Genomic DNA, 21,526 nt, shown 5'->3' on the forward strand with positions numbered 1-21,526 from the left:
CTCATTCAAAGAATGTTTGGGGTTTCTCCGGGGGAGGTGAAGGGGTAGTTTAATGGTAACAGGCACTACAAAACCGTGCCTGTCACCATTAAACTGTCACTCTTCACCTGTCACCCCATCCATTACCCCGTTACTAAATGTTAGACCCTACTTATTCGGAAACTGCGAACGTCTTTTTGAAAGCGTTAAGCGCAGCAGCCATATCGTCATCAGAAGGAAGATCTTTCGTCTTCACAATATGGTCTAACAAGTCTTTGCGGTTGTGGTCTAACCAATTAAGATATTCTGATTCAAAACGACGGATATCTTCTAATGGAATATCATCAAGGAATCCGCGTGTTAATGCATAAAGGATTGCTACTTGCTTTTCAACAGAAAGCGGTCTGTGAAGATCTTGTTTAAGAACTTCAACGGTACGAGCACCACGGTTAAGCTTCGCTTGTGTAGCTTTATCAAGGTCAGAACCGAACTGTGCAAATGCTTCTAGCTCACGGTATGATGCAAGGTCAAGACGCAGTGTACCTGCAACCTTCTTCATCGCCTTGATTTGTGCGGATCCGCCTACACGAGATACGGAAAGTCCTGCGTTGATCGCTGGACGAACACCGGAGAAGAATAGATCTGATTGCAAGAAAATTTGTCCATCCGTGATGGAAATAACGTTTGTTGGGATATAAGCAGATACGTCACCTGCCTGCGTTTCGATAAATGGCAATGCAGTGATTGAACCAGCACCAAGTGTGTCGTTCAATTTCGCTGCACGCTCAAGTAGACGGCTATGCAAGTAGAATACATCCCCTGGATATGCTTCACGACCTGGAGGACGGCGAAGTAATAGGGAAAGCTCACGGTATGCAGCCGCTTGTTTTGATAAATCATCATATACGATAAGAACGTGCTTGCCGTTATACATGAATTCTTCACCCATTGCAACACCGGCATAAGGAGCCAAGAATAACAATGGAGCTGGTTGTGATGCAGATGCAGTTACAACGATTGAGTATTCTAACGCACCATGCTTACGAAGGGTTTCAACCGCACCACGTACAGTTGATTCCTTTTGACCAATCGCAACGTAGATACAAATCATATCTTGACCTTTTTGGTTCAAGATTGTATCGATTGCAACGGATGTTTTACCTGTTTGACGGTCACCGATGATTAACTCACGTTGACCACGGCCGATTGGCACAAGCGCGTCAATCGCTTTAATACCTGTTTGTAATGGCTCATGAACGGATTTACGAGCCATAACGCCTGAAGCTACTGCTTCAATCGGGCGAGTTTTTGTTGTATTGATTGGACCCATACCATCAACTGGTTGTCCTAAAGAGTTTACAACACGACCAATTAGTTCCTCACCTACTGGAACCTCCATGATGCGTCCTGTACGACGAACCTCGTCACCTTCTTTAATGTCAGTGAAAGGTCCAAGAATGATAATACCAACGTTATTAGCCTCAAGGTTTTGAGCCATACCCATAACGCCATTTGAAAATTCAACAAGTTCTCCAGCCATGACATTGTCGAGGCCATGAACACGTGCGATACCGTCACCAACGGAGATAACAGTACCAACATCACTCACTTGAATTTCAGCCTGATAGTTTTCAATTTGCTTTTTTATCAGGGCACTAATTTCTTCAGCTTTGATGCTCATGAGTTTCACCCCTATTCTTTCGAATCTTAGCTTAACAATTTACGTTCTAAACGGTCTAGCTTCCCGCGCAATGAACCGTCATATATACGGTTTCCGATTCGGAGCTTAACGCCGCCGAGCAATTCGGAATCCACGATATTTTCAATTCTAAGTGATTTCTTGCCAATTTTTGCAGCAAATGTAGCTGAGATTGCATCACGTTCTGATTCTGTAAGCTCACGTGTGCTGTAAACGTCAGCATCTGCAATTCCCTTTTCTTCATTTGCTAAGTCAAAGAATTGGTTAGCCACTTCAATGATCTCATCTTCGCGATGGCGCTCGATCAAGATCAATAGTGTATTAAGTACATATGGATTAACCGTTGAAAATGCTCCGTTAAAAATCTCTTTTTTCTTATCAAGTGTAAGTTTAGAAGACTTTAAAACTGCTTTTAAATCGGCATTGTATACCATAACTTCCTTTACTACACGAAGTTCTTCTTCTATTACTTCAAGAAGCTGTTGTTCTTTTGCGATTTGAAAAAGAGCCAACGCGTAGCGTTTTGCTACCATGGAGTTGCTCATCGCTGATCTCCTGCCTCTTGAATATATTCGTTAATGAGTTTATCTTGGTCTGCTGCATTCAATTCTTTTTCAATTACTTTAGAAGCAATTAGTACAGACAAGGATGCAACTTGTTCACGAATAGCAGAAACTGCTTTCTCTTTCTGCTGCTCAATTTCAAGCTTCGCAGATTCTTTAATACGTTCTGCTTCAGTACGAGCTACAGCAATGATTTCTTCACGCTGAATGTCGCCTTGCTTTTTCGCATTTTCAATTAAAACCTGTGCTTCTGAACGAGCTTCTTTTAAAAGAGAGCGCTGCTCTTCTAATAGCTTCTTAGCTTCAACGCGGCTTTGTTCTGCAGCTGAAATTTCTCCAGCAACATGATCTTCACGCTGTTTCATGATGCCCATTAATGGGCCCCAAGCAAATATTTTCAGCAATACCATTAAGATGATAAACATCACAAGCTGGAAAATAATATCTCCCCAGTTTACGCCTGTATGGGCTGCTGCTGCTCCTAAAACCAAACTATTTGTTACCACCAGCGGGTTCACTCCTTTCATGGTCTTTCCTTAAAACAACTTCTATATCAGTCGAAATAATTGTCGAAATCAATCGTTTATTGTCCAGCTGCAGCGCCTAGTGGCTCGGGGTCATAAGCCAATCCGTCAATAAGGTTAAAGAGCAACCTTCTTGCCGGCTCGTCTTATGCCTGTCGCCCCTGGCAAGGCGCTTCCGCTTTTCTGATATGAACAGTACTGAACATAAACGAATGGCGAAGGTTCTCACGAATGATCTTCGCCATGTACATGAAACGCGTGTTTTGCGCGTTCGATTATTGACCTTGAACCATGAACGCGATAACAACCGCGATGATTGGAATCGCCTCAACTAACGCAACCCCGATGAACATTGTAGTTTGAAGCATACCGCGAGCTTCTGGTTGACGAGCGATACCTTCTACTGTTTTTGATACGATAAGACCGTTACCGATACCAGCACCTAGTGCTGCTAAACCAATTGCGATTGCTGCTGCTAAAAGACCCATTTGAAAATTTCCTCCTTTAATGTATGAAAAAATGAATTCTTATTTTTTGTTCTTATGATTGTCCAGCTGCAGCGCCTAGTGGCTCTCCGGTCTAAGTCAATCCGTCCTGAAGGTTAAAGAACAACCTTCATGCCGGCTCGCCTTATGCCTGTCGCCCCTGGCAAGGCGCTTCCGCTTTTCTGCTAAGAACGGTTTTTATGCTAATGGTCACTGCTCACTTTGTGAGCTAAGTATACCATTGTTAACATACAGAAAATAAATGATTGGATGGCGCCGACAAAGACTGAGAAGCCTTGCCATACTAACATTGGTAATGCAGCGGCAAGTGTTCCGCCCACACCGGTTGCTAGACCAGCTGCGAGTAAGCTTAATAAAATTTCCCCCGCGTAAATGTTTCCGTAAAGACGGAGACCGAGAGTCAGAGTATTTGCAAACTCTTCAATAATTTTGATTGGGAACATGAACCAGAATGGTTTAAAGAATTCCCTTCCATATGCTCCGGCACCTCTCATCTTGACGCCATAGAAGTGAGATAATCCCACGATTAATGTGGCTAATGTCAACGTTACAGCCGGATCTGCTGTTGGTGATTTCCACCAAAGTGTTCCGTCCACAACGACTGAGAATGGAAGCCCTAGCATGTTCGAAACAAAGATATACATGATGATGGTGATTCCGAGAATATGAAATCGCCCGCCATCTTTCCAATCCATCGTACTGTTTATAATGTTTTTAACAAAATCCATTACCCATTCCATAAAGTTTTGCATTCCGGTTGGTTTCATGGCCAGTCTACGAGTAGATAGGACGGCTAACAAAAAGACAATTGCACTTGCTACGGTGATCATCAAGATGTTCGCCAGGTTAAATTGGAGCCCAAGAAACGTAACTATTGGAGCTTCGTGATGCAACAGTATTCACCTCGCTTCCCCCGCTATTTATCTGAATAGAAATTGTGCGTAAAAAAATCTATCATAATGACAATGTAGGATGTCATTAATCCTATAACCACACTAATGAGATGAAACTGTTCAGGATACCTCATAGTGATGACAATCGCCAGTGCACCGGTCGCCATCCTAGAGAACGAACCTAGTGAACGGATTTGTCTTCCTTCTGCTGCTGCCTCGCCAAATTTGTCGATTTTTCTAGCCATCAACCACAAATTAAAGAGGCTCAAACTTGTCCCAAGAATCAATCCAAGAAAGATCGATTGCTGCGCAGTGAACCCCCAGCCAAGCACATAAAAAGACAATAAAAAAAACATCCACTTTCGCTGTCGGGCAAACATTGTTTGAAATTCTGGCATGGTTGGTTTAATCTCCTGAATTGAACTTGCGAATTGTAATAAGCATAGAGTATATACCGGCCGCTAACCCTAGAAACAATCCAATTATTAAGAAAATTGGTTCGGTACCCCACTGCTTATCCAGCCATCTGCCAAAAAATATACCAATTAAAATGGATCCAACAAGGGATGCTAGGATGGCGGACATTAGGGCATAAGCTTTGAACGGATTGCGGTTTTCATTACGCATACGCATCGCTCTCTCACCTTTTAGAGAATACAATCAAAAAACGAGGTTTTATGTACAAAAGGAAGATATGTAGAATATCTGAGGATTCTGTCGATTTATGTGAAAACCCTCTCATTTTACACCCTTTGTTAGCATACAATAGCAGTTATTTAATGTCAATGGATTTACGTGAATTAACCCACAAACTATTCTGCGTAATTTCTTCCATTTGGAAGTATTAGTTAACACTATAATTGTAGTAGAAATCAGTGCTGCATTCCCGTTGTAATTGTGACTATTTTGTGAACAAATTGTTGCGGCTGGTGCAAATTACCATCACCAGCCGCACATTTCTTTAACGAACCGCTTTTCCAATCACCAGCATAGTTTCAATAAAATCTTCCTTCCCTGCCTTTTTAGCAAATACCTTAGCAAGATAGGTTCCCTCGGGCGGCAGGTCTTCAGCATTTATCACCTTATTGACCAACCCTTTTTTCACATTCTGATGACTGTCCAAAAATCCAACAAATCGGAAATCATCTGGATTGAAAAGCGCGATTCCAAACTCATCTGCACCTCCTGGAAGGTAGACTTCATAATGATAGGTTCCCGGCTGATCGCCATCCTTAAAGTCAAACCCCATTACCCTTGGATAGTTAGGCTCTTCCAGTACATATATATAGGGAATCTGAATTTTACCTGCACCGGCATTAATATTTAGATACCCATCATGAATTTTCCCCTTTAACTGGGCTGGGTCCACCTTTAATTCAATCTTAGCATCCCTGGATTCTCCAGGCTCCAGGGTAAAAGCTAATGGGAAGCGCCATTCTAAACCATCTGCATCCTTCGGTATGTCGAACGTATAACGTACCGGCTTTTTACTTAAATTCTCAACATGAAGAAATGCCTTGTGGACGTCACCCTCACTTTCATATTTTCCAAAACGCAGTGAGCTAGGGGTAACCAATGATTCTGCCTTTATGGCTTCCGTAACCTGAATCCTTCCTGCCCCTTGTTCATAGGTCCTATAAGGCTTTCCGTTTTTATCTAACGGTTTGGCTGTATTCATCAACGCTGCCTTAATTTGTTCCGGCGTCCACTCTGGATGTGCTTGTTTAATGAGCGCACATGCCCCGGCAACATGCGGCGCTGCCATACTCGTCCCTTGAAGAGACAGATAGCCGCCAGGAATTGTCGAATTAACCGCTACACCCGGTGCCACAATATCCGGCTTTACTTCCCATGAATCTGTTACCGGCCCGCGCGAACTAAAGTCTGCCAGCAAATCCTTTTCCTGTGTCACCTGCACCTTTGCCAATGTATTGATTTTATCTTTTAAAATTTCCCCGTCTTTCTTTGTGACCGACCCAACTGGGATATCCATCGGCGTATCCAGATTCCCCATAAACCCGCCGCTCAGGTTATTGTAAATAACAACAGCCTTCGCTCCAGCTTCACGCGCGTTATTCGCCTTTTCGGAAAAAGTAATGGTACCCCTTTTTATCAGTACTATTTTTCCCATAACATCCTTTAACTCCGACTTCGTACCAAGCCCGCCATCAACGATGGGAAGAGATCGGTCCATTGCCCAGGAGCCTGAGCCCGCTAGTGGTTGAATCTGCATTTTATCCCGCATTCCTTCTATTAAAAGAAATGGTATATCTAAGGTAGGGGTTGAAGCCCCAACCGATATCGCTTTGGAGGCTGTTCCCGGCGATCCCACTGTCCAGATATTCGGACCCGAATTGCCAGCCGCTGCAATGGCGACGATCCCTCTATCAACAGCTCTATTCAATGCAAGCGAAATGGGCAGATCTGGACCATTGATGTCATTTCCCAGCGAGAGGTTCATAATATCGACTCTGTCCTTAATCGCCTGCTCGATTGCTGCGAGCACATTTTCGGTTGTACCGCCGCCGCCAGGACCAAGCGCACGGTAAGCAAGAATTTTCGCCTCCGGGGCCACTCCCTTTAATTTTCCGTTCGCAGCAATAATTCCGGCTACATGCGTGCCATGAACGGTTGCCCTGCCCAGGGTTTTCGTTTCCATCGGGTCTCTATCTTTGTCAACAAGATCATGTCCCCCAGAGTAATTCCTTCTGAGATCTGGGTGTGTATAATCTACACCCGTATCGATTACCCCGACAGTGACACCTTTTCCCGTCAATCGGCGGTTATTTTTATCAAAAAGGCCCCTGACTTCTTCGCCGCCAATAATCTTCACGCCTTCCTCGCCCTGCACCTTATACTCGTTCACAGGTGAAATACTAATGATTTGTTTGCTGGCCTCTGCGAGTTTAGCTATCGATTCCGGGTTTCCTTCCACAGAAAAACCATAGATCGCTTCTGTAAAAACGCGTCTTAAATGAATGTCTTTATAGGGTTTGATGAGCAGTTCGATGTCCTGAGGAGATTGCGGTTCTTCTAGAACCACTATCGCAATCCGTTCTTTCGGTATCGGAGGTGCTTCTAGTGAACGGGCAGACGTTGCCGTTTGTAGGGAGAAAATCAGTACGAATAAAAGTGTCCATTTTTTCATCAAAAAAATCCCCCTTTTTTTCATACTATTTTCATCATGAGGGCAAAATATGCACTATTTCGGGAGATAGTATTTGGTACCTCATTTCGTACCAGTGGAGCGGAGGTTACTTTATCCCTTTTAAAGACAAATCGCTCTCCTTCTTCGTTGGGATTTGTCCTCAAGAACCCTTATTAAGGACGAATCTTCTCCCACTAACTTTCGTTTTGTCCTCAAGACCCTTATTAAAGACAAATCTCTATCCCTCCTCTTTGGTATTTGTTCTCAAGACCACTTATTAAAGACAAATCGCTCTCCTTCTTCGTTGGGATCTGTCCTCAAGACCCCTTATTAAGGACAAATCCCTCTCCTTCCTCCTTGGGATTTGTCCTCAAGACCCCTTATTAAGGACAAATCCCTCTCCTTCTTCGTTGGGATTTGTCCTCAAGACCCCTTATTAAGGACAAATCGCTCTCCTTCCTCCTTGGGATTTGTCCTCAAGACCCCTTATTAAGGACAAATCTCTCTCCTTCTTCGTTGGGATTTGTCCTCAAGAACCCTTATTAAGGACAAATCCCTTTCCTTCCTCTTTGGGATTTGTCCTCAAGACCTCTTATTAAGGACGAATCTTCTCCCACTCACTTTCGTTTTGTCCTCAATCGCTTAATAAATTCAAAAAACAAAAAAACTGAGCAGACAAAAAGTCTGCTCAGCTCTAAAAAACCCTTATTTCGTTCCAAACAATCTATCTCCAGCATCCCCAAGCCCTGGTACGATGTAGCCGTGGTCATTCAGCTTCTCGTCTAACGCTGCAATGTAAATATCTACATCTGGGTGTGCAGCCTTAACCGCTTCTACGCCTTCTGGTGCTGCAATCAAACACATAAACTTAATGTGCTTTGCGCCGCGTTTTTTCAAGCTGTCAATCGCTACATTCGCTGATCCGCCCGTTGCCAGCATTGGGTCAACCACGATGAATTCACGCTCTTCCACGTCACTAGGAAGCTTAATATAGTATTCCACAGGCATTAATGTTTCTGGGTCACGGTATAAGCCAACATGACCAACCTTAGCAGCTGGAATTAATTTCAAAATTCCGTCAACCATACCGATTCCTGCGCGTAAAATCGGAACAACGCCCATTTTCTTACCTGACAGCACCTTAGATTTAGTCGTGCAGACCGGCGTTTCAATCTCGATATCTTCAAGCGACATATCTCTTGTGATTTCAAATGCCATAAGTGTTGCAACTTCGTCTACCAATTCACGGAACTCTTTCGTTCCTGTATTTTTATCACGTATGTATGTAAGCTTGTGCTGAATAAGTGGATGGTCGAAGACGTATACCTTTGCCACAATGATCGCCCCTTTTATAAAATTTAACTCCGTCTCATTTTACAGAAAAACGATTTAAGTAGCAACTCAAACCAAAAAGAAATCGACCACCACTTGGAGTCGATTTCACAGATGTTTAATATTCAGGATAAAGTGTGAATTTACCTGTTAAAGCCTCAACACGAGCAGCCGCTTCTTTCAGCTTCGCTTCGTCTTCATGATTTTTCAAGGTAAATGAAATGATTGATGCAATTTCATCCATTTCTTCTAAACCAAATCCGCGGCTTGTAACAGCTGCCGTACCAATACGGATACCGCTTGTTACAAACGGACTTTGCGGATCAAATGGAATGGTATTTTTGTTAACCGTAATTCCCACTTCATCTAGTACCTTTTCCGCAACCTTACCAGTCAAATTAAGAGTTTGCATATCTAATAGAAGCAAGTGGTTGTCTGTACCGCCAGACACAAGCTTGATTCCTTCTTTTTGCAATCCTTCTGCTAAACGCTTCGCATTCGCAATAATTTGACCTGCGTATTCTTTAAAGCTTTCTTGTAGAACTTCCCCAAACGCAACTGCTTTTGCAGAAATCACGTGCATTAATGGACCGCCTTGGATTCCAGGGAAAATAGACTTATCAATCTTCTTGCCCCATTCTTCTTTACAAAGAATCATCCCGCCGCGTGGTCCACGCAGTGTTTTATGAGTAGTAGTTGTTACAAAATCAGCGTATGGTACTGGATTTTGGTGAAGTCCAGCAGCAACTAGACCCGCAATATGAGCCATATCAACCATTAAATAAGCGCCCACTTCATCGGCGATTTCACGGAACTTCGCAAAATCGATTTCACGTGGATATGCACTAGCACCGGCAACAATCATCTTTGGCTTGTGCTCACGTGCTTTTGCTAAAACATCATCATAATTAATGCGATGAGTGGTTTGGTCTACACCATACTCTACAAAGTTATATTGAACACCACTAAAGTTTACAGGGCTGCCGTGTGTTAAGTGACCGCCATGTGATAGGTTCATACCAAGAACGGTATCGCCTTGTTCAAGAGCTGTAAAGTATACAGCCATGTTTGCCTGTGCGCCAGAATGAGGCTGCACGTTTACATACTCTGCACCAAAGATTTCCTTCGCGCGCTCGCGGGCAAGATCTTCGACGATGTCCACATATTCACAACCGCCATAATAGCGGCGGCCTGGATAGCCTTCTGCATATTTATTGGTTAACACAGATCCCTGTGCTTCCATTACTGCTTCACTTACAAAGTTTTCTGAGGCAATTAATTCGATTTTTCCGCGCTGGCGTCCTAATTCTTGTTGAATCGCTTCAAATACCTGCTTGTCCTGGTTAGACAAATGCTTCATGGTAATCCCCCCTGTATGTATGAACCTGAATTAATCTTTTGAAAATTCCCTCTATATAATAGCACGTTTCTCTCTAAAAGAGAAATGGGGATTCGTAAATTCCCCATTTCTTTTATTTTACCCTATAAAAAGGATAAAGAAAATATGCTAAATACGAACATACAAATAAAATTATAATTAATCATTCGTGTTCAACGATTAACTACAGCTAGAATTCCCCGCAGTTCTTTCATAGACCGCCCGCGCTCCGCCAATAAGTTTTGGCCGGGTTTTCGCCAAAGTAACATGTGCATGTCCGACGTTTTTCTGCGTGACTCTTATCGGTACCGCCACATGCTTCAAGTGCATACCGATAAAGGTATGACCAATATCGATTCCGGCATCTGCCTTTAAAAATTCAACGACGCAGGCATCCTTCATTTTTTCAAATGCATAAGTCGCCATTGCGCCGCCCGCAGTGCGAACAGGCACGACAGACACTTCGTCTAAACGACGTTTATCTGCCTCAGCTCTTTCAATCACAAGTGCCCGGTTTAAATGCTCGCAGCACTGAAATGCCAAAACAACACCAGTGTCCTTCGTGAACCGACTTAATTGCCTGTAAATCATCTCAGCTACATCCACAGTACCTGATGTCCCGATTTTCTCGCCAATGACCTCACTGGTGCTGCAGCCTACGACTACTAACTGCCCCTGCTTTAAAGAAGCTTGGGTTTGAAACTCGTTTAAAATGGCTTCAAGTTCTTTTTCCCATTCTTGAATCATTTTCATCATCCTACTTATTCTCGTATTCGCTGATTTTCCCAACGCGCGTAGCATGACGGCCGCCTTCAAACTCTTCTGTCAGCCAAATTTGTGCAATATCACGTGCAAGACCCGGTCCGATTACCCGCTCACCCATCGTGAGGATATTGGTATCATTGTGCGCACGTGTCGCCTTTGCACTAAAGGTATCGTGCACTAGGGCACAGCGGATTCCCTTTACCTTGTTCGCAGCAATGCTCATGCCAATTCCCGTTCCACAAATTAAGATTCCGCGATCAAACTCACCGCTCGCAACTTTCTCCGCAACCGGAAGAGCATAATCCGGATAATCAACAGATCCTTCACATTCACAGCCGAAATCTTGGTACTCAATGCCAAGCTCATCCATTAAACTAGCAATTTCCCTACGAATATTAACCCCGCCATGATCAGACGCTAATGCTACCTTCATATTAAAAACCTCCTATATTCATCCCAACAAATCAAAATATGTAACTTTTACTATTCTGATTTAATATTGACATACCGCCATAAAAATATAAAGCACTCATCACTGAGAGCTTTGAATTTTTTCAATTGCCTGCTTAATTAAGTTGTCAAGCTCCTGAAAGGTCTCCTGGTAGATAGCCAAATTGCCGCCAAATGGATCGACCACATCAACAGCATATTTCTCACCTGTGAACTCCTTCAAGGTAAAAACCTTGCCCGCACTGTCAGGGTATTGCTGAAGGATAGCATTTTTATGTGAACCTGTCATCGTCAAAATTAAATCTGCCCATTGAACAGAATCTTTATTTAGCATAGTGGAGGAATGATTATGTTCGATATGATGATCATCCAGCACCTTTTTGGCGTGAGCAGATGCCTCACTCCCCGTTGCCGCGTAAATTCCGGCGGACTTCACTTCAAGGCCGTCAATCTTTTTACTTTTTAAAATGGCTTCAGCCATCGGGCTTCTGCATGTATTCCCTGTACAAACAAATAAAATGCGCTGCAAACTGCCAGCCTCCTTTCACGAATTATCCAGCTCCCGCGCCTAGGAAAACTTGACCTGTAATTTTCCACAAACAAGACGCTTCCGCTTTTCTATGTACATTTTATCATTTCTCCACACTCAATGAAAAAACCTTTCACTATTTTAGGAAAGGTCTTATAAAAAGGGATAAAGTAATTTGATCCCGAATGCCAGCAAAATACTGCCCCCCAGCGCCTCACTGTAGGAGCCAATCCAGCCTTGCGCTTTTTTACCAAGCAGTAAACCAGACCATGTTAACACAGTTGCCACCGCACCAAAACAGATAATGACCAATAGCGTTTTTGCCCCATAGATTCCTAATGTCAACCCAAGTGAAAAGCTATCAAGGCTTACACTGGTAGCAAAAATGATTAATCCCCATCCAACAGGCGTCATCACCGGTTCCTCACTCTTCCTCAGGCTCGCCCAAATCATTTGCACCCCAAGGATAATTAACAGTAATCCGCCAACAATCGAGGCAAACGCGCCAAATTTATCCGATAGAAATCTCCCGGCAAGCATACCCACAAGCGGCATCCATACATGGAATAAACCAATTGTAATTCCAATTTTAAAAATTTGCCGCAGCCGTAACTTAAACATACCCATTCCGAGACCAACAGAAAAGGCATCCATTCCTAACGCAAACGCCATTAATAACAGCGTTACAATTTCTCCAACCATTCCATACACGAATCTCAACCCCCTTGGACTTGCCCTGATTTAACATATGCAGTTCCAAAAGAATTTAGAATTAAGAAAAGCGTAAGGCGCCCGTAATCACCGACAAGCAGAAGACGAGCCGGCTGGAAGGCTGTTCTTTAACCTTCTGGAGTGATTGTCAGAAATGTGGAGGCGACTGCTCTGGGACGAAGGCATAAGACGCACACTGCAAGAAGGCGCTTTTTGCCTTCTTCAGGGGGTGGCTTATGACTCGAGTCCCAAGGAGCCGGAACTAGACAAGCTTCTGACCTCGAGCCGATGGCGCCTGAAGCTGAACAATTCCAAAAAAACAGGCCTTCCTTCAAGGAAAACCTAAGCTTTATTCATTAATTATTTTATTCCCTGCTGCTTTTTCCAAGCGATTCATAATCGCATGTCCAACACCGGTATTCGGAAACATTTCACTATAAATAATATCGACCTTTTCTTGATTAAAACGGCGTAACGTATCATAAAGGGCAGTGGCAACACTCTCAAGCTTGTCCCTTCTCCCGCAAGAGATCGTCACATCACTTTGGTAGTCCTCCACTGTTTCCTCCGTTGCAAGCACACCCACTCGCAGCCCCTCATTCTGCCTTTCTTCTATTAAAGACTGCAAGAAAGACTTACTGCCGTTAACTAAATAAAGCGGCGCATTTGGAGCATAATGCTGATATTTCATTCCTGGAGCCTTCGGTTTAGAAGCTTCATCGATTAATGCGGCATCAAGATGAACCTCACCCACAACTGCCTCAAGCTGCTCTTTCGTCACCCCGCCCGGCCGTAAAATGACTGGGATATCCTCCGTACAATCTAAAACCGTCGATTCGACTCCAACACCGGTTGAACCGCCATCAAGCACACCAGCAATTTTCCCATCCAAATCATCTATCACATGCTGAGCCTTTGTTGGACTAGGCTTTCCTGAGCTATTGGCACTAGGGGCAGCAATCGGCAGCTGACATTTTTTCAAAAGTGCGAGTGCAACTGGATGATCAGGCATCCTAACCGCGACACTATCCAAGCCTGCTGTTGCTTTATGGGAGAGAACTCCGGACTTCTTTTTAAAAATTATCGTTAAGGGACCTGGCCAAAACGATTCCATAAGTAATTCCGCTTTTTCAGGGATCTCCCTGACAAATGCATGAATTTGCTTTTTATCACCAATGTGGATAATCAGTGGATTATCGCTCGGTCTGCCTTTCGCGGCATAGATTTTTTCCACAGCCACATCACTTTCAGCATTTCCTCCAAGGCCATAAACCGTTTCCGTAGGCAGTGCCACCACTTCATTTTCTTGCAGGAAATGAGCTGCATCCACAACCTGTGGATTATTTTCTAGGTTATCCACATACTTATCCACTTTCCAAACTTTTGTGTTCATAGTTATCCACCTTTATCTGAAGCGCAAATGATATCGAAATTTGCCGAATTTAGGCTCTTTGTCTCATATTACTTTTGAAAGTATAAAAGAAGGTGGGGATAAACACAACCCCTTATCCACAAATTGTGCATAACTATCTTAAAAAAGTGGATAACTTTGTGGATTAATCCACAATTATAGAGAAAATTTTAAAAATAACGAGTTATCCACATTAAATACATGTCGAATGTGTTCTAAGGAATAAAGTTCAGCAGGCAATAAGTCCTTGTCTACCTTCTCGAAACCCAGCAACTCAAAAAACGGCAAAGCCACGCCTTTATTCGTTGCCAAAAACAAACTTCTCATTCCTTTTTCCTTCGCTAATTGCATCATTTGTGTAATCAACAAGACAATATCCTTTTCCGCCTGCCCTGGCGAAACCACCAACGAACGCAGCAATCCACAGTCCTTGAATACCTCCATTCCAAGTGTACCCTTGATTGCCCCATCCTCATCCTCGAGCATTAAAAAGTATTCTACACTTTCCTCTGTTAAACCATCGGTCCCAAGGTTCGCCTTCTTTAGGAACTCTCTTAAAGTGCTCAAATCCTCTTTATTCACACAGCGTATAAGTGCTTGCATCCCTACCACCTCTTTTATTTGATACTCTACTCTATGAAAAAAGTTAGAATGCTAGAACTAACTCATGCGAAATCTAGTAAATTTTATATAAAAATAAACAACCAGCCCCATTTTTCGGGACTGGCTGCTTCATTGTTAGTAAATAAATGCTTATATTTCCTTTTATCCGCGTTCGTTAGGTTATATCCGCGATAATCGAATTATATCCGCGTTTATTCAGATATATCCGCGTAAATCAAATTATATCCGCGATGACTACATTTACACTTATTTAAATATATTCTCAAACATTTCTACAACAAAGAATTTTACTTTCACCGGCTCTTCATCTTCTGCGGTGTATACTGGAGCTTCTTTTTCCTTTTTAACTTCCTTCTTCACTTCTTTTTTCTTTTCCTTAGCTGACTCTGTTTGCTCAACTTCTTCTACTTCTCCTGTGATTTCCTCTTCTGTCTGAACTTTTTCTTCTACTACTTCATCTGTCTCTTCTACCTCAACTTGTTCTTCTACTGCTTCATTTTTCTCTTCTACCTCAACTTCTTCTACCATTTCAACCTGGTCATTCACCTTAGACACATTCTTTTTCAAATTCGAAACTTGATCTTCCTCAGGTTCCTCCACTACTGCATCCATTTCCTCAACGATTTCATCATTCTCTGCCGCATAGACTTTGTCTTCAAATCCATCACTTTGAACTGCTACTCCATTTGAAAAATCAAGAAAGCATAATGGCGGGTACAGCACACACCACCAGTTCGCACCTGTTCCCTCACCTAAAGTAATCAAAATCGCTTGATACTCTCCTGCCGGATATAAAAACTGACCATACAATTTAGTTGGAAACTGAACTTTCCCAAATTCCACATTCACACTTTGTGTTGAGCCTTGCTCTGCGACAACTCTTTCAGCAATGTTTTGAACCTCTGGAAGCTTGGAATTAATGACATCCTTTGCTTTTTCCAAAGACGTTAAATCCTGTACCCATAGCGTAATCTGCTCATTTACTGCATCACGGACCTTACGTTTAATCTCTTGATCCTGCGCACTATCACTGTTTGCTAGAATCCGGAGTCGAATCGCCTCAGCAGGAATCACAATCGAATCCTTCGCCACCGCTTCTGTCTTTGGTATATATAAATTCAATATCGTTCCTAACGATAAAATAATTAAGTAAGACCACACCAATACTTTACTGTTCATCATTTCTCGCACCGTCCCTTCACTATCCTCATTTTGGACAAATGCAAAGAATCTTAAACTAGTAAAATTAAAAAAACTAGATTTCATTCGCATAACCTTTCAAAAAGAAAGCAAACTAAAATAGCGATCGCTGTTATCCATGTGAAGGTGGTGAAAACATGTCTAAACAGAAGAATAAGAAATTAAAAAATAACCCTGCAATGCCGAAAACTGATGTAGAATTTGCGCATGATGGACTTGAAAAGGTAGCATTAAAAGCCCAAGAACGTAAAGGAAAGCTATAAAAAATAGCAGAGTGATTCACGCAATCACTCTGCTACATGTCTATTTCAGCAAACACCATTCGGTCCTTGCCGTTAATATCATTGAGAACCTCTACCTTCACATTCACAAACGCTTTTCTAAAAAGGTCGGCTACCGCCTCCCCCTGACCGGCCCCAATTTCAAAGCCAACCAGCGCGCGCGGAGCGATTACTTCCGGCAGCTCCTCCATAAAACGGCGGTAAAAATCGAGTCCATCCTCACCCGCAAACAATGCCCGGTGCGGCTCGTGCTCAGTTACTACCTCTGACATGGTTTCCATATCACTTACCGGAATATAAGGAGGGTTTGAAATCACAACATCAAACTTCTGACCGCGAAACGGCTGCAGCAAATCACCTTGAACAAACTCAATCTCCGCACCAAGCGTGCTTGCATTCTCCCTTGCAACCTTTAAGGATTCCTCAGCAATATCCGAAGCATATACCTTTAAAGAAGGCTGCTCTAGTTTTAATGTGATGGCAATCGCCCCGCTGCCTGTTCCGATATCGACTACTTTTAATTCTCTCTTATTTATAAGCTTCAACGTTTCGTACACGAGTTCTTCGGTTTCAGGCCGCGGAATCAAAACCTCTTCATTCACGATAAACTCCCGTCCGTAGAATTCCTCTGTACCGATGATGTATTGAACCGGCATTCCATCTGTGTGTTCATGCACGGCTTTTTCAAATACTTCCCACTGGTCCTGCGTCAGGTCATCACGGACATTAGCAAACAGTTGTGCACGCGACATTCCTGTGATATGACGAAGAAGCAGCTCACCAGCGTTATCGTCCCGATTTGCTTTTTTTAAAAAAGAAGAAGCCCATTGCAGAGCTTCATACACTTTCTTACTCATCTTGACCACTTTCAAGCTTGCTTGTTTGGTCCTCTAACGTTAATGCGTCGATAATTTCATCAAGCTTACCTTCAATAATTTGATCAAGCTTCTGAAGAGTTAAGCCGATACGGTGGTCGGTCACACGGTTTTGCGGAAAGTTATAAGTACGAATACGTTCAGAACGGTCACCCGTACCAACCGCAGATTTACGAACCTGATCAAATTCAGCCTGTGCTTCCTGCTGGAACTTATCATAGACACGCGCGCGCAGTACCTTCATCGCTTTGTCTTTATTTTTGTGCTGAGATTTTTCATCCTGGATGGATACCACGATTCCAGTTGGAATATGCGTTAAACGAACGGCTGACATCGTCGTATTAACGGACTGTCCGCCGGCGCCGCTTGAAGCAAACGCGTCAAAACGGATATCTTTATCATGGATTTCAACCTCTAATTCTTCCGCTTCTGGTAAGCAAACAACGGTAGCGGTTGAAGTATGAATCCGGCCGCCAGATTCCGTTTCCGGCACACGCTGCACACGGTGAGCCCCATTTTCAAATTTTAATTTTGAATAGGCACCCTGCCCATTGATCATAAAACTAATTTCCTTGTAGCCGCCAAGACCGGTTGCATTTGCGTCAAGCAATTCTGTTTTCCAGCCCTGCGCTTCCGCATAACGGCTGTACATACGGTAAAGCGTACCTGCAAATAGAGCAGCTTCCTCACCGCCGGCAGCACCGCGGATTTCAAAGATAACGTTTTTGTCATCGTTTGGATCCTTCGGAATCATCAAGAACTTCATTTTTGCTTCTAGTTCCTCGATTTGCTTTTCAAGCTCATTGACTTCTTCTTTGACCATATCACGCATATCGTTGTCGAGCTTCTCCTCAAGCATTGCCTTGGCATCCTTAAGTTGTTCGCGAACCTCTTTATATTCACGATACGTTTGTACAGTCTCTTGTATATCAGATTGTTCTTTTGAATATTCACGAAGTTTTTTTGAATCATTAATAATGGTCGGATCGCTCAAAAGCTCATTTAATCTCTCATAGCGATCTTCAACGGATTGAAGACGATCAAACACAGTTATTCACCTCTAGTTTTTGTCCATAACATTCTAATTATAGTATAGGTGAAAACCCCCGTCAAAACCAAATTCATCCGAAAAAAATTTTTGGTTATATTTTGGAGGTAGTTTGGGGGGCTGGCACTTAAAAGTAGTATTGAGCACGTAAAATTTTTATTTGGCACATAAATCCTGAATTCGGCACATAAATTTTTAATTTGGCACATAAAACTCAAAATCGCCACGCAAGCTGGGCTTTTCAAAAAAATGGTCTTTTGATATTGGACTTAGACGTAGGAAATACACTCGAAATTCCCTTACGAATTAGATAAAAAGCAAAGACAATTACCTAAGCCCGGCATTTGCCAGGCTTTTTAGTGGGTTGGTACATAAAGATGAAATTTGGCACGTAATTCCTGAAATCGGCACGTAAATTTCTAATTTGGCACATAAACCACCAAATTGGCACATATAAAAAAACATGCCCTGTAGCCAGAGCATGTTAACGTTGTCTTATTTCAAAAGAGTAGCGCGGCAGTGCCTGCTGTAGCTTTGTGTGCAGACGGTCAATAGCTTTTTTCCGGTCTTTGCTATTGAGATCACCGTCTGTATCAACGGTCACCGTCATCCGATCCTGAGAGTTATTGATCCAAATCGATTCTGATCTGAATCCATCACTCCTATTTACAATATCTCTGGCGATATCTATATCTCTGCCGGTATTGTTTCTATTTGAAGCATCGTTCATGCTCGTTCCGCGTAAATTAAGAAAGTTAGGATTTTGGTCAGACATCGGGCCTACATCCCGATTTGCCTTGTTGGACATATAATTTGGGTTTGTGTTGTCATTTCGCAAATTATAGGCAGTATTTTCGGTGTCATTTCCTTTCATACACCCGGATAGCAAGAGGGCACTTAATACCCCTAGACACAAGATCTTTTTCAATGTATTGCACCTCCTACCACTATCTTTCCCAAGCAGATTCCGAATCGCTCTAGTTAGATTTTCCCAAAGAAAAAAGCCGTACGAGACACAGTCTCATACGACTTTCTATTTCACCAATGGTTCTTGAATACGGTTGGATGCAGTTTTGGGTACCTCATGATGGTGACGGCAACGAGGCTCATACGCTTCCGAAGCACCAACTAAGATAACGGGATCATGATAAGAAGCCGGCCTGCCGTCGATCAAGCGCTGCGTTCGGCTTGATGGCGACCCGCATACACTGCAGACTGCCTGAAGCTTTGTTACTGATTCCGCAATCGCCATCAATGCTGGCATTTGCCCGAAAGGCTCACCGCGGAAATCCATATCCAGGCCTGCTGCAACTACACGATGGCCACTGTCTGCAAGCTGTTGAACAACCCTTAAAATACCTTCATCGAAAAATTGCACCTCATCAATGGCAATGATATCGATATCCGCCTCTACATGGTGCAAAATCTCAATCGAATGTGAAATGGGCTTCGCATGAAAAGAGTTGCCATTATGAGAAACGACCGATTGTTCGCTATAGCGATTATCTATTTTCGGTTTGAAAACAGCTATTTTTTGTTTAGCAAATTGAGCCCGTCTGACGCGGCGGATCAATTCCTCTGATTTTCCTGAAAACATACTGCCGCAGATAACCTCAACCCATCCGAGTTGCTTCATTAGATACATAAATCGGCGTCTCCTTCCTATGTACGAAACCTACTATCTCTATATTTTTAACATTTAACCTGTTTTATTCAATTAAAAAACAGGCAAGTAAGATTCCGCTTGCCTGTTTTGTGAAATTATTGTTGTTGCGCGTTTGGATCTTTAAGGCCGTATTTCTTATTGAAACGGTCTACACGTCCACCAGCTTCAGCGAATTTTTGACGACCAGTATAGAATGGATGACATTCTGAACAAGTTTCAACACGAATTTCCTTCTTAACTGAACCAGTTTCAAAAGTGTTTCCGCATGCACAAGTCACCTGTACCATTTTATAATTTGGATGAATTCCTGCTTTCATTCTTTTCATCTCCTTCCGCCCTGAATCATTCGAAACAGAGTTATATAAATGCCTGTCTTAAAGACAAGCACCAAATACTAAAAACACACTGTTCACATTATAACAAGGTGAACCTATTTTGGCAAGTTGGGTTTTTATGGATTTAAGTAATTTCCGTGTATACAGGTCTGTTGATTTCCATTCCAGGCACTTCGCTTTCCGCGGGCGGTTCAGGGAGCCTCCTCGGCGCCTTTTGCGCCTGCGGGGTCTCCCCTGCCCCGTCCTCTGAGCAGGAGTCTTCGTGCCTTCCATTCCAATCAACAGGTGCCGGAAATTATGACCGTCTTCCCTTTAGTTCTTCGCCAATTTGCGCGAAGAATTCTTCGTTGGATTTGGTTTGTTTTAGTTTTTTCATGAAGCGCTCGGCAAAGTCTGGTGAGTCGGACATGGATTTTCTGATTGCCCATAGTTTGTCCAATTGATCTTTTGGAAGAAGCAGTTCTTCTTTCCGTGTGCCAGAGCGGCGAACATCAAGCGCAGGGAAGATACGGCGTTCTGCAAGCTGACGATCCAGATGCAGTTCCATATTTCCTGTACCTTTAAATTCTTCATAAATGACGTCATCCATACGTGAACCTGTATCGACTAATGCCGTCGCTAGGATGGTTAAGCTTCCGCCCTCTTCAATGTTTCGGGCTGCCCCGAAGAATCGCTTAGGACGGTGGAAAGCTGCCGGGTCAATACCACCTGAAAGGGTTCTTCCGCTTGGTGGAATAACCAGGTTATATGCACGCGCTAAACGAGTAATACTGTCCATCAGAATGACAACATCACGTTTATGCTCGACCAGACGCATCGCGCGGTCAAGAACAAGCTCAGCGACTTTAATATGGTTTTCTGGAACCTCATCAAACGTCGAGCTGACAACATCGCCGGCAACAGAACGTTCAATATCGGTTACTTCCTCCGGACGCTCATCGATTAAAAGCACAATCAATTCCACTTCAGGGTGGTTCGTGGTAATGCTGTTAGCGATTTCTTTTAACAGCATCGTTTTCCCTGCCTTTGGCGGCGCGACAATTAAGCCCCTTTGTCCAAAACCAACTGGAGCAACTACATCCATAATTCTTGTTGAAATATATTTTGGAGTGGTTTCGAGTTTCATATGTCTGTCTGGATAGAGTGGAGTTAATGCTGGGAAGTGAACGCGTTCCTTAGCTGATTCTGGGTCTTCACCGTTAACTGCTTCTACATGTAATAATCCGTAATATCGTTCATTTTCTTTTGGAGGTCGAACCTTACCGGATACTTTATCTCCATTTCTTAAATCGAAACGACGGATTTGTGACGCAGAAATATAAATGTCTTCTGAACTTGGCGAGTAGTTAATTGGCCGTAAAAATCCAAATCCTTCTGACTGGATAATTTCAAGGACACCTTCCATAAAGAAGTAACCTTGCTGCTCCGCACGTGATTTTAAAATGGCAAAAATAAGTTCCTTTTTCGATAACTTGCTGTAGTAGGTCACCTTAAACTCGCGCGCAAGCTCATAAAGCTCTTTCAGCTTCATGTTTTCTAAACTTGATATAGTTAATTCCATAGTACACCACACTTTAAAATTTTTGCTCTATTTGTGAACCTAATCGTA

General features: G+C 43.0%; 24 protein-coding genes. 1 reads left to right on the top strand and 23 read right to left on the bottom strand.

Going from position 1 to position 21,526, the window contains the following annotated elements; translation table 11 throughout:
- Positions 1–151: 151 nt before the first annotated feature.
- From atpA to spoIIR, 17 genes are all read right to left on the bottom strand, one after another.
- Complete coding sequence (gene atpA, locus H0184_RS05180) at positions 152–1,660, bottom strand: F0F1 ATP synthase subunit alpha (RefSeq protein ID WP_221822177.1); 1,509 nt, start codon at positions 1,658–1,660, stop codon at positions 152–154.
- Between the two features lie 26 nt (positions 1,661–1,686).
- Entirely contained in the window at positions 1,687–2,223 is a 537-nt protein-coding gene (locus H0184_RS05185; protein WP_221822179.1) for a F0F1 ATP synthase subunit delta, read from the bottom strand.
- The gene (locus tag H0184_RS05190) at positions 2,220–2,747 is read right to left on the bottom strand and encodes a F0F1 ATP synthase subunit B (RefSeq protein WP_221822180.1); all 528 of its coding nucleotides are present in this window, start codon (positions 2,745–2,747) and stop codon (positions 2,220–2,222) included. The genes H0184_RS05185 and H0184_RS05190 overlap by 4 nt, the downstream gene beginning before the upstream one ends.
- A gap of 293 nt (positions 2,748–3,040) precedes the next feature.
- Complete coding sequence (gene atpE / locus H0184_RS05195) at positions 3,041–3,253, bottom strand: F0F1 ATP synthase subunit C (protein WP_053368380.1); 213 nt, start codon at positions 3,251–3,253, stop codon at positions 3,041–3,043.
- Positions 3,254–3,453: 200 nt separating this feature from the next.
- Positions 3,454–4,164 (bottom strand): F0F1 ATP synthase subunit A, encoded by a 711-nt coding sequence (gene atpB / locus H0184_RS05200; RefSeq protein WP_221822181.1) that lies wholly within the window; start codon positions 4,162–4,164, stop codon positions 3,454–3,456.
- Positions 4,165–4,187: 23 nt separating this feature from the next.
- Positions 4,188–4,562: an ATP synthase subunit I gene (locus H0184_RS05205; protein ID WP_221822182.1), complete on the bottom strand. Its 375-nt coding sequence runs from the start codon at positions 4,560–4,562 to the stop codon at positions 4,188–4,190.
- A gap of 7 nt (positions 4,563–4,569) precedes the next feature.
- Complete coding sequence (locus tag H0184_RS05210) at positions 4,570–4,791, bottom strand: AtpZ/AtpI family protein (RefSeq protein ID WP_221822457.1); 222 nt, start codon at positions 4,789–4,791, stop codon at positions 4,570–4,572.
- 334 nt (positions 4,792–5,125) lie between these two features.
- Positions 5,126–7,312: a S8 family serine peptidase gene (locus tag H0184_RS05215; RefSeq protein ID WP_221822183.1), complete on the bottom strand. Its 2,187-nt coding sequence runs from the start codon at positions 7,310–7,312 to the stop codon at positions 5,126–5,128.
- Between the two features lie 705 nt (positions 7,313–8,017).
- Positions 8,018–8,647 carry a uracil phosphoribosyltransferase gene (gene upp / locus H0184_RS05220; RefSeq protein ID WP_221822184.1) on the bottom strand — a complete coding sequence of 210 codons (630 nt, stop codon included), beginning with the start codon at positions 8,645–8,647 and terminating at the stop codon, positions 8,018–8,020.
- Positions 8,648–8,762: 115 nt separating this feature from the next.
- Positions 8,763–10,004: a serine hydroxymethyltransferase gene (glyA, locus tag H0184_RS05225; RefSeq protein ID WP_221822187.1), complete on the bottom strand. Its 1,242-nt coding sequence runs from the start codon at positions 10,002–10,004 to the stop codon at positions 8,763–8,765.
- Between the two features lie 198 nt (positions 10,005–10,202).
- Complete coding sequence (locus tag H0184_RS05230; protein ID WP_221822459.1) at positions 10,203–10,769, bottom strand: TIGR01440 family protein; 567 nt, start codon at positions 10,767–10,769, stop codon at positions 10,203–10,205.
- 10 nt (positions 10,770–10,779) lie between these two features.
- Entirely contained in the window at positions 10,780–11,220 is a 441-nt protein-coding gene (rpiB, locus tag H0184_RS05235; protein WP_221822189.1) for a ribose 5-phosphate isomerase B, read from the bottom strand.
- A 99-nt stretch (positions 11,221–11,319) separates the two neighbouring features.
- The gene (locus H0184_RS05240) at positions 11,320–11,766 is read right to left on the bottom strand and encodes a low molecular weight protein arginine phosphatase (protein WP_221822191.1); all 447 of its coding nucleotides are present in this window, start codon (positions 11,764–11,766) and stop codon (positions 11,320–11,322) included.
- A gap of 153 nt (positions 11,767–11,919) precedes the next feature.
- A complete protein-coding gene (locus tag H0184_RS05245; RefSeq protein WP_260631457.1) occupies positions 11,920–12,468 on the bottom strand; it encodes a manganese efflux pump MntP in 549 nt (182 codons plus the stop codon).
- Positions 12,469–12,826: 358 nt separating this feature from the next.
- A complete protein-coding gene (locus H0184_RS05250; RefSeq protein ID WP_221822194.1) occupies positions 12,827–13,870 on the bottom strand; it encodes an L-threonylcarbamoyladenylate synthase in 1,044 nt (347 codons plus the stop codon).
- Between the two features lie 174 nt (positions 13,871–14,044).
- The gene (locus H0184_RS05255) at positions 14,045–14,491 is read right to left on the bottom strand and encodes a GNAT family N-acetyltransferase (RefSeq protein WP_221822196.1); all 447 of its coding nucleotides are present in this window, start codon (positions 14,489–14,491) and stop codon (positions 14,045–14,047) included.
- A gap of 267 nt (positions 14,492–14,758) precedes the next feature.
- Positions 14,759–15,778 carry a stage II sporulation protein R gene (gene spoIIR / locus H0184_RS05260; protein WP_313771715.1) on the bottom strand — a complete coding sequence of 340 codons (1,020 nt, stop codon included), beginning with the start codon at positions 15,776–15,778 and terminating at the stop codon, positions 14,759–14,761.
- A 71-nt stretch (positions 15,779–15,849) separates the two neighbouring features.
- On the opposite strand from spoIIR, the gene H0184_RS27595 reads away from it, so the two are divergent.
- Positions 15,850–15,975, top strand: coding sequence for a hypothetical protein (locus H0184_RS27595; protein ID WP_260631436.1), 126 nt, complete (start codon positions 15,850–15,852; stop codon positions 15,973–15,975).
- Between the two features lie 32 nt (positions 15,976–16,007).
- Here the strand turns inward: H0184_RS27595 and prmC are convergent, their stop codons facing one another.
- The 6 genes from prmC to rho all read right to left on the bottom strand — a co-directional run bounded on the left by prmC (position 16,008) and on the right by rho (position 21,478).
- Positions 16,008–16,850: a peptide chain release factor N(5)-glutamine methyltransferase gene (prmC, locus tag H0184_RS05265; RefSeq protein ID WP_221822198.1), complete on the bottom strand. Its 843-nt coding sequence runs from the start codon at positions 16,848–16,850 to the stop codon at positions 16,008–16,010.
- Positions 16,843–17,916, bottom strand: a complete 1,074-nt coding sequence (prfA, locus tag H0184_RS05270) for a peptide chain release factor 1 (protein ID WP_221822200.1) — start codon at positions 17,914–17,916, stop codon at positions 16,843–16,845. Before prfA ends, prmC begins: the two co-directional genes overlap by 8 nt.
- Positions 17,917–18,400: 484 nt before the next feature.
- The gene (locus H0184_RS05275) at positions 18,401–18,844 is read right to left on the bottom strand and encodes a hypothetical protein (RefSeq protein ID WP_221822203.1); all 444 of its coding nucleotides are present in this window, start codon (positions 18,842–18,844) and stop codon (positions 18,401–18,403) included.
- A gap of 105 nt (positions 18,845–18,949) precedes the next feature.
- Positions 18,950–19,561, bottom strand: coding sequence for a thymidine kinase (locus tag H0184_RS05280; RefSeq protein WP_221822205.1), 612 nt, complete (start codon positions 19,559–19,561; stop codon positions 18,950–18,952).
- A gap of 116 nt (positions 19,562–19,677) precedes the next feature.
- Positions 19,678–19,899 (bottom strand): 50S ribosomal protein L31, encoded by a 222-nt coding sequence (gene rpmE / locus H0184_RS05285; protein WP_045515911.1) that lies wholly within the window; start codon positions 19,897–19,899, stop codon positions 19,678–19,680.
- Positions 19,900–20,212: 313 nt separating this feature from the next.
- Positions 20,213–21,478, bottom strand: coding sequence for a transcription termination factor Rho (gene rho / locus H0184_RS05290; RefSeq protein WP_221822208.1), 1,266 nt, complete (start codon positions 21,476–21,478; stop codon positions 20,213–20,215).
- Positions 21,479–21,526 lie beyond the last annotated feature (48 nt).

It is taken from the genome of Neobacillus niacini (assembly GCF_019749295.1).
Classification (GTDB): domain Bacteria; phylum Bacillota; class Bacilli; order Bacillales; family Cytobacillaceae; genus Neobacillus; species Neobacillus niacini_D.

Excerpts from the sequence above, each read along its gene's own strand:
- atpA (WP_221822177.1), bottom strand. The coding sequence starts at position 1,660 with ATGAGCATCAAAGCTGAAGAAATTAGTGCCCTGATAAAAAAGCAAATT.
- H0184_RS05185 (WP_221822179.1), bottom strand. The coding sequence starts at position 2,223 with ATGAGCAACTCCATGGTAGCAAAACGCTACGCGTTGGCTCTTTTTCAA.
- atpE (WP_053368380.1), bottom strand. The coding sequence starts at position 3,253 with ATGGGTCTTTTAGCAGCAGCAATCGCAATTGGTTTAGCAGCACTAGGT.
- H0184_RS05205 (WP_221822182.1), bottom strand. The coding sequence starts at position 4,562 with ATGCCAGAATTTCAAACAATGTTTGCCCGACAGCGAAAGTGGATGTTT.
- H0184_RS05210 (WP_221822457.1), bottom strand. The coding sequence starts at position 4,791 with ATGCGTAATGAAAACCGCAATCCGTTCAAAGCTTATGCCCTAATGTCC.
- H0184_RS05215 (WP_221822183.1), bottom strand. The coding sequence starts at position 7,312 with ATGAAAAAATGGACACTTTTATTCGTACTGATTTTCTCCCTACAAACG.
- glyA (WP_221822187.1), bottom strand. The coding sequence starts at position 10,004 with ATGAAGCATTTGTCTAACCAGGACAAGCAGGTATTTGAAGCGATTCAA.
- H0184_RS05230 (WP_221822459.1), bottom strand. The coding sequence starts at position 10,769 with ATGATTCAAGAATGGGAAAAAGAACTTGAAGCCATTTTAAACGAGTTT.
- rpiB (WP_221822189.1), bottom strand. The coding sequence starts at position 11,220 with ATGAAGGTAGCATTAGCGTCTGATCATGGCGGGGTTAATATTCGTAGG.
- H0184_RS05245 (WP_260631457.1), bottom strand. The coding sequence starts at position 12,468 with ATGGTTGGAGAAATTGTAACGCTGTTATTAATGGCGTTTGCGTTAGGA.
- H0184_RS05250 (WP_221822194.1), bottom strand. The coding sequence starts at position 13,870 with ATGAACACAAAAGTTTGGAAAGTGGATAAGTATGTGGATAACCTAGAA.
- H0184_RS05255 (WP_221822196.1), bottom strand. The coding sequence starts at position 14,491 with ATGCAAGCACTTATACGCTGTGTGAATAAAGAGGATTTGAGCACTTTA.
- spoIIR (WP_313771715.1), bottom strand. The coding sequence starts at position 15,778 with ATGAAATCTAGTTTTTTTAATTTTACTAGTTTAAGATTCTTTGCATTT.
- H0184_RS27595 (WP_260631436.1), top strand. The coding sequence starts at position 15,850 with ATGTCTAAACAGAAGAATAAGAAATTAAAAAATAACCCTGCAATGCCG.
- prmC (WP_221822198.1), bottom strand. The coding sequence starts at position 16,850 with ATGAGTAAGAAAGTGTATGAAGCTCTGCAATGGGCTTCTTCTTTTTTA.
- H0184_RS05280 (WP_221822205.1), bottom strand. The coding sequence starts at position 19,561 with ATGTATCTAATGAAGCAACTCGGATGGGTTGAGGTTATCTGCGGCAGT.
- rpmE (WP_045515911.1), bottom strand. The coding sequence starts at position 19,899 with ATGAAAGCAGGAATTCATCCAAATTATAAAATGGTACAGGTGACTTGT.
- rho (WP_221822208.1), bottom strand. The coding sequence starts at position 21,478 with ATGGAATTAACTATATCAAGTTTAGAAAACATGAAGCTGAAAGAGCTT.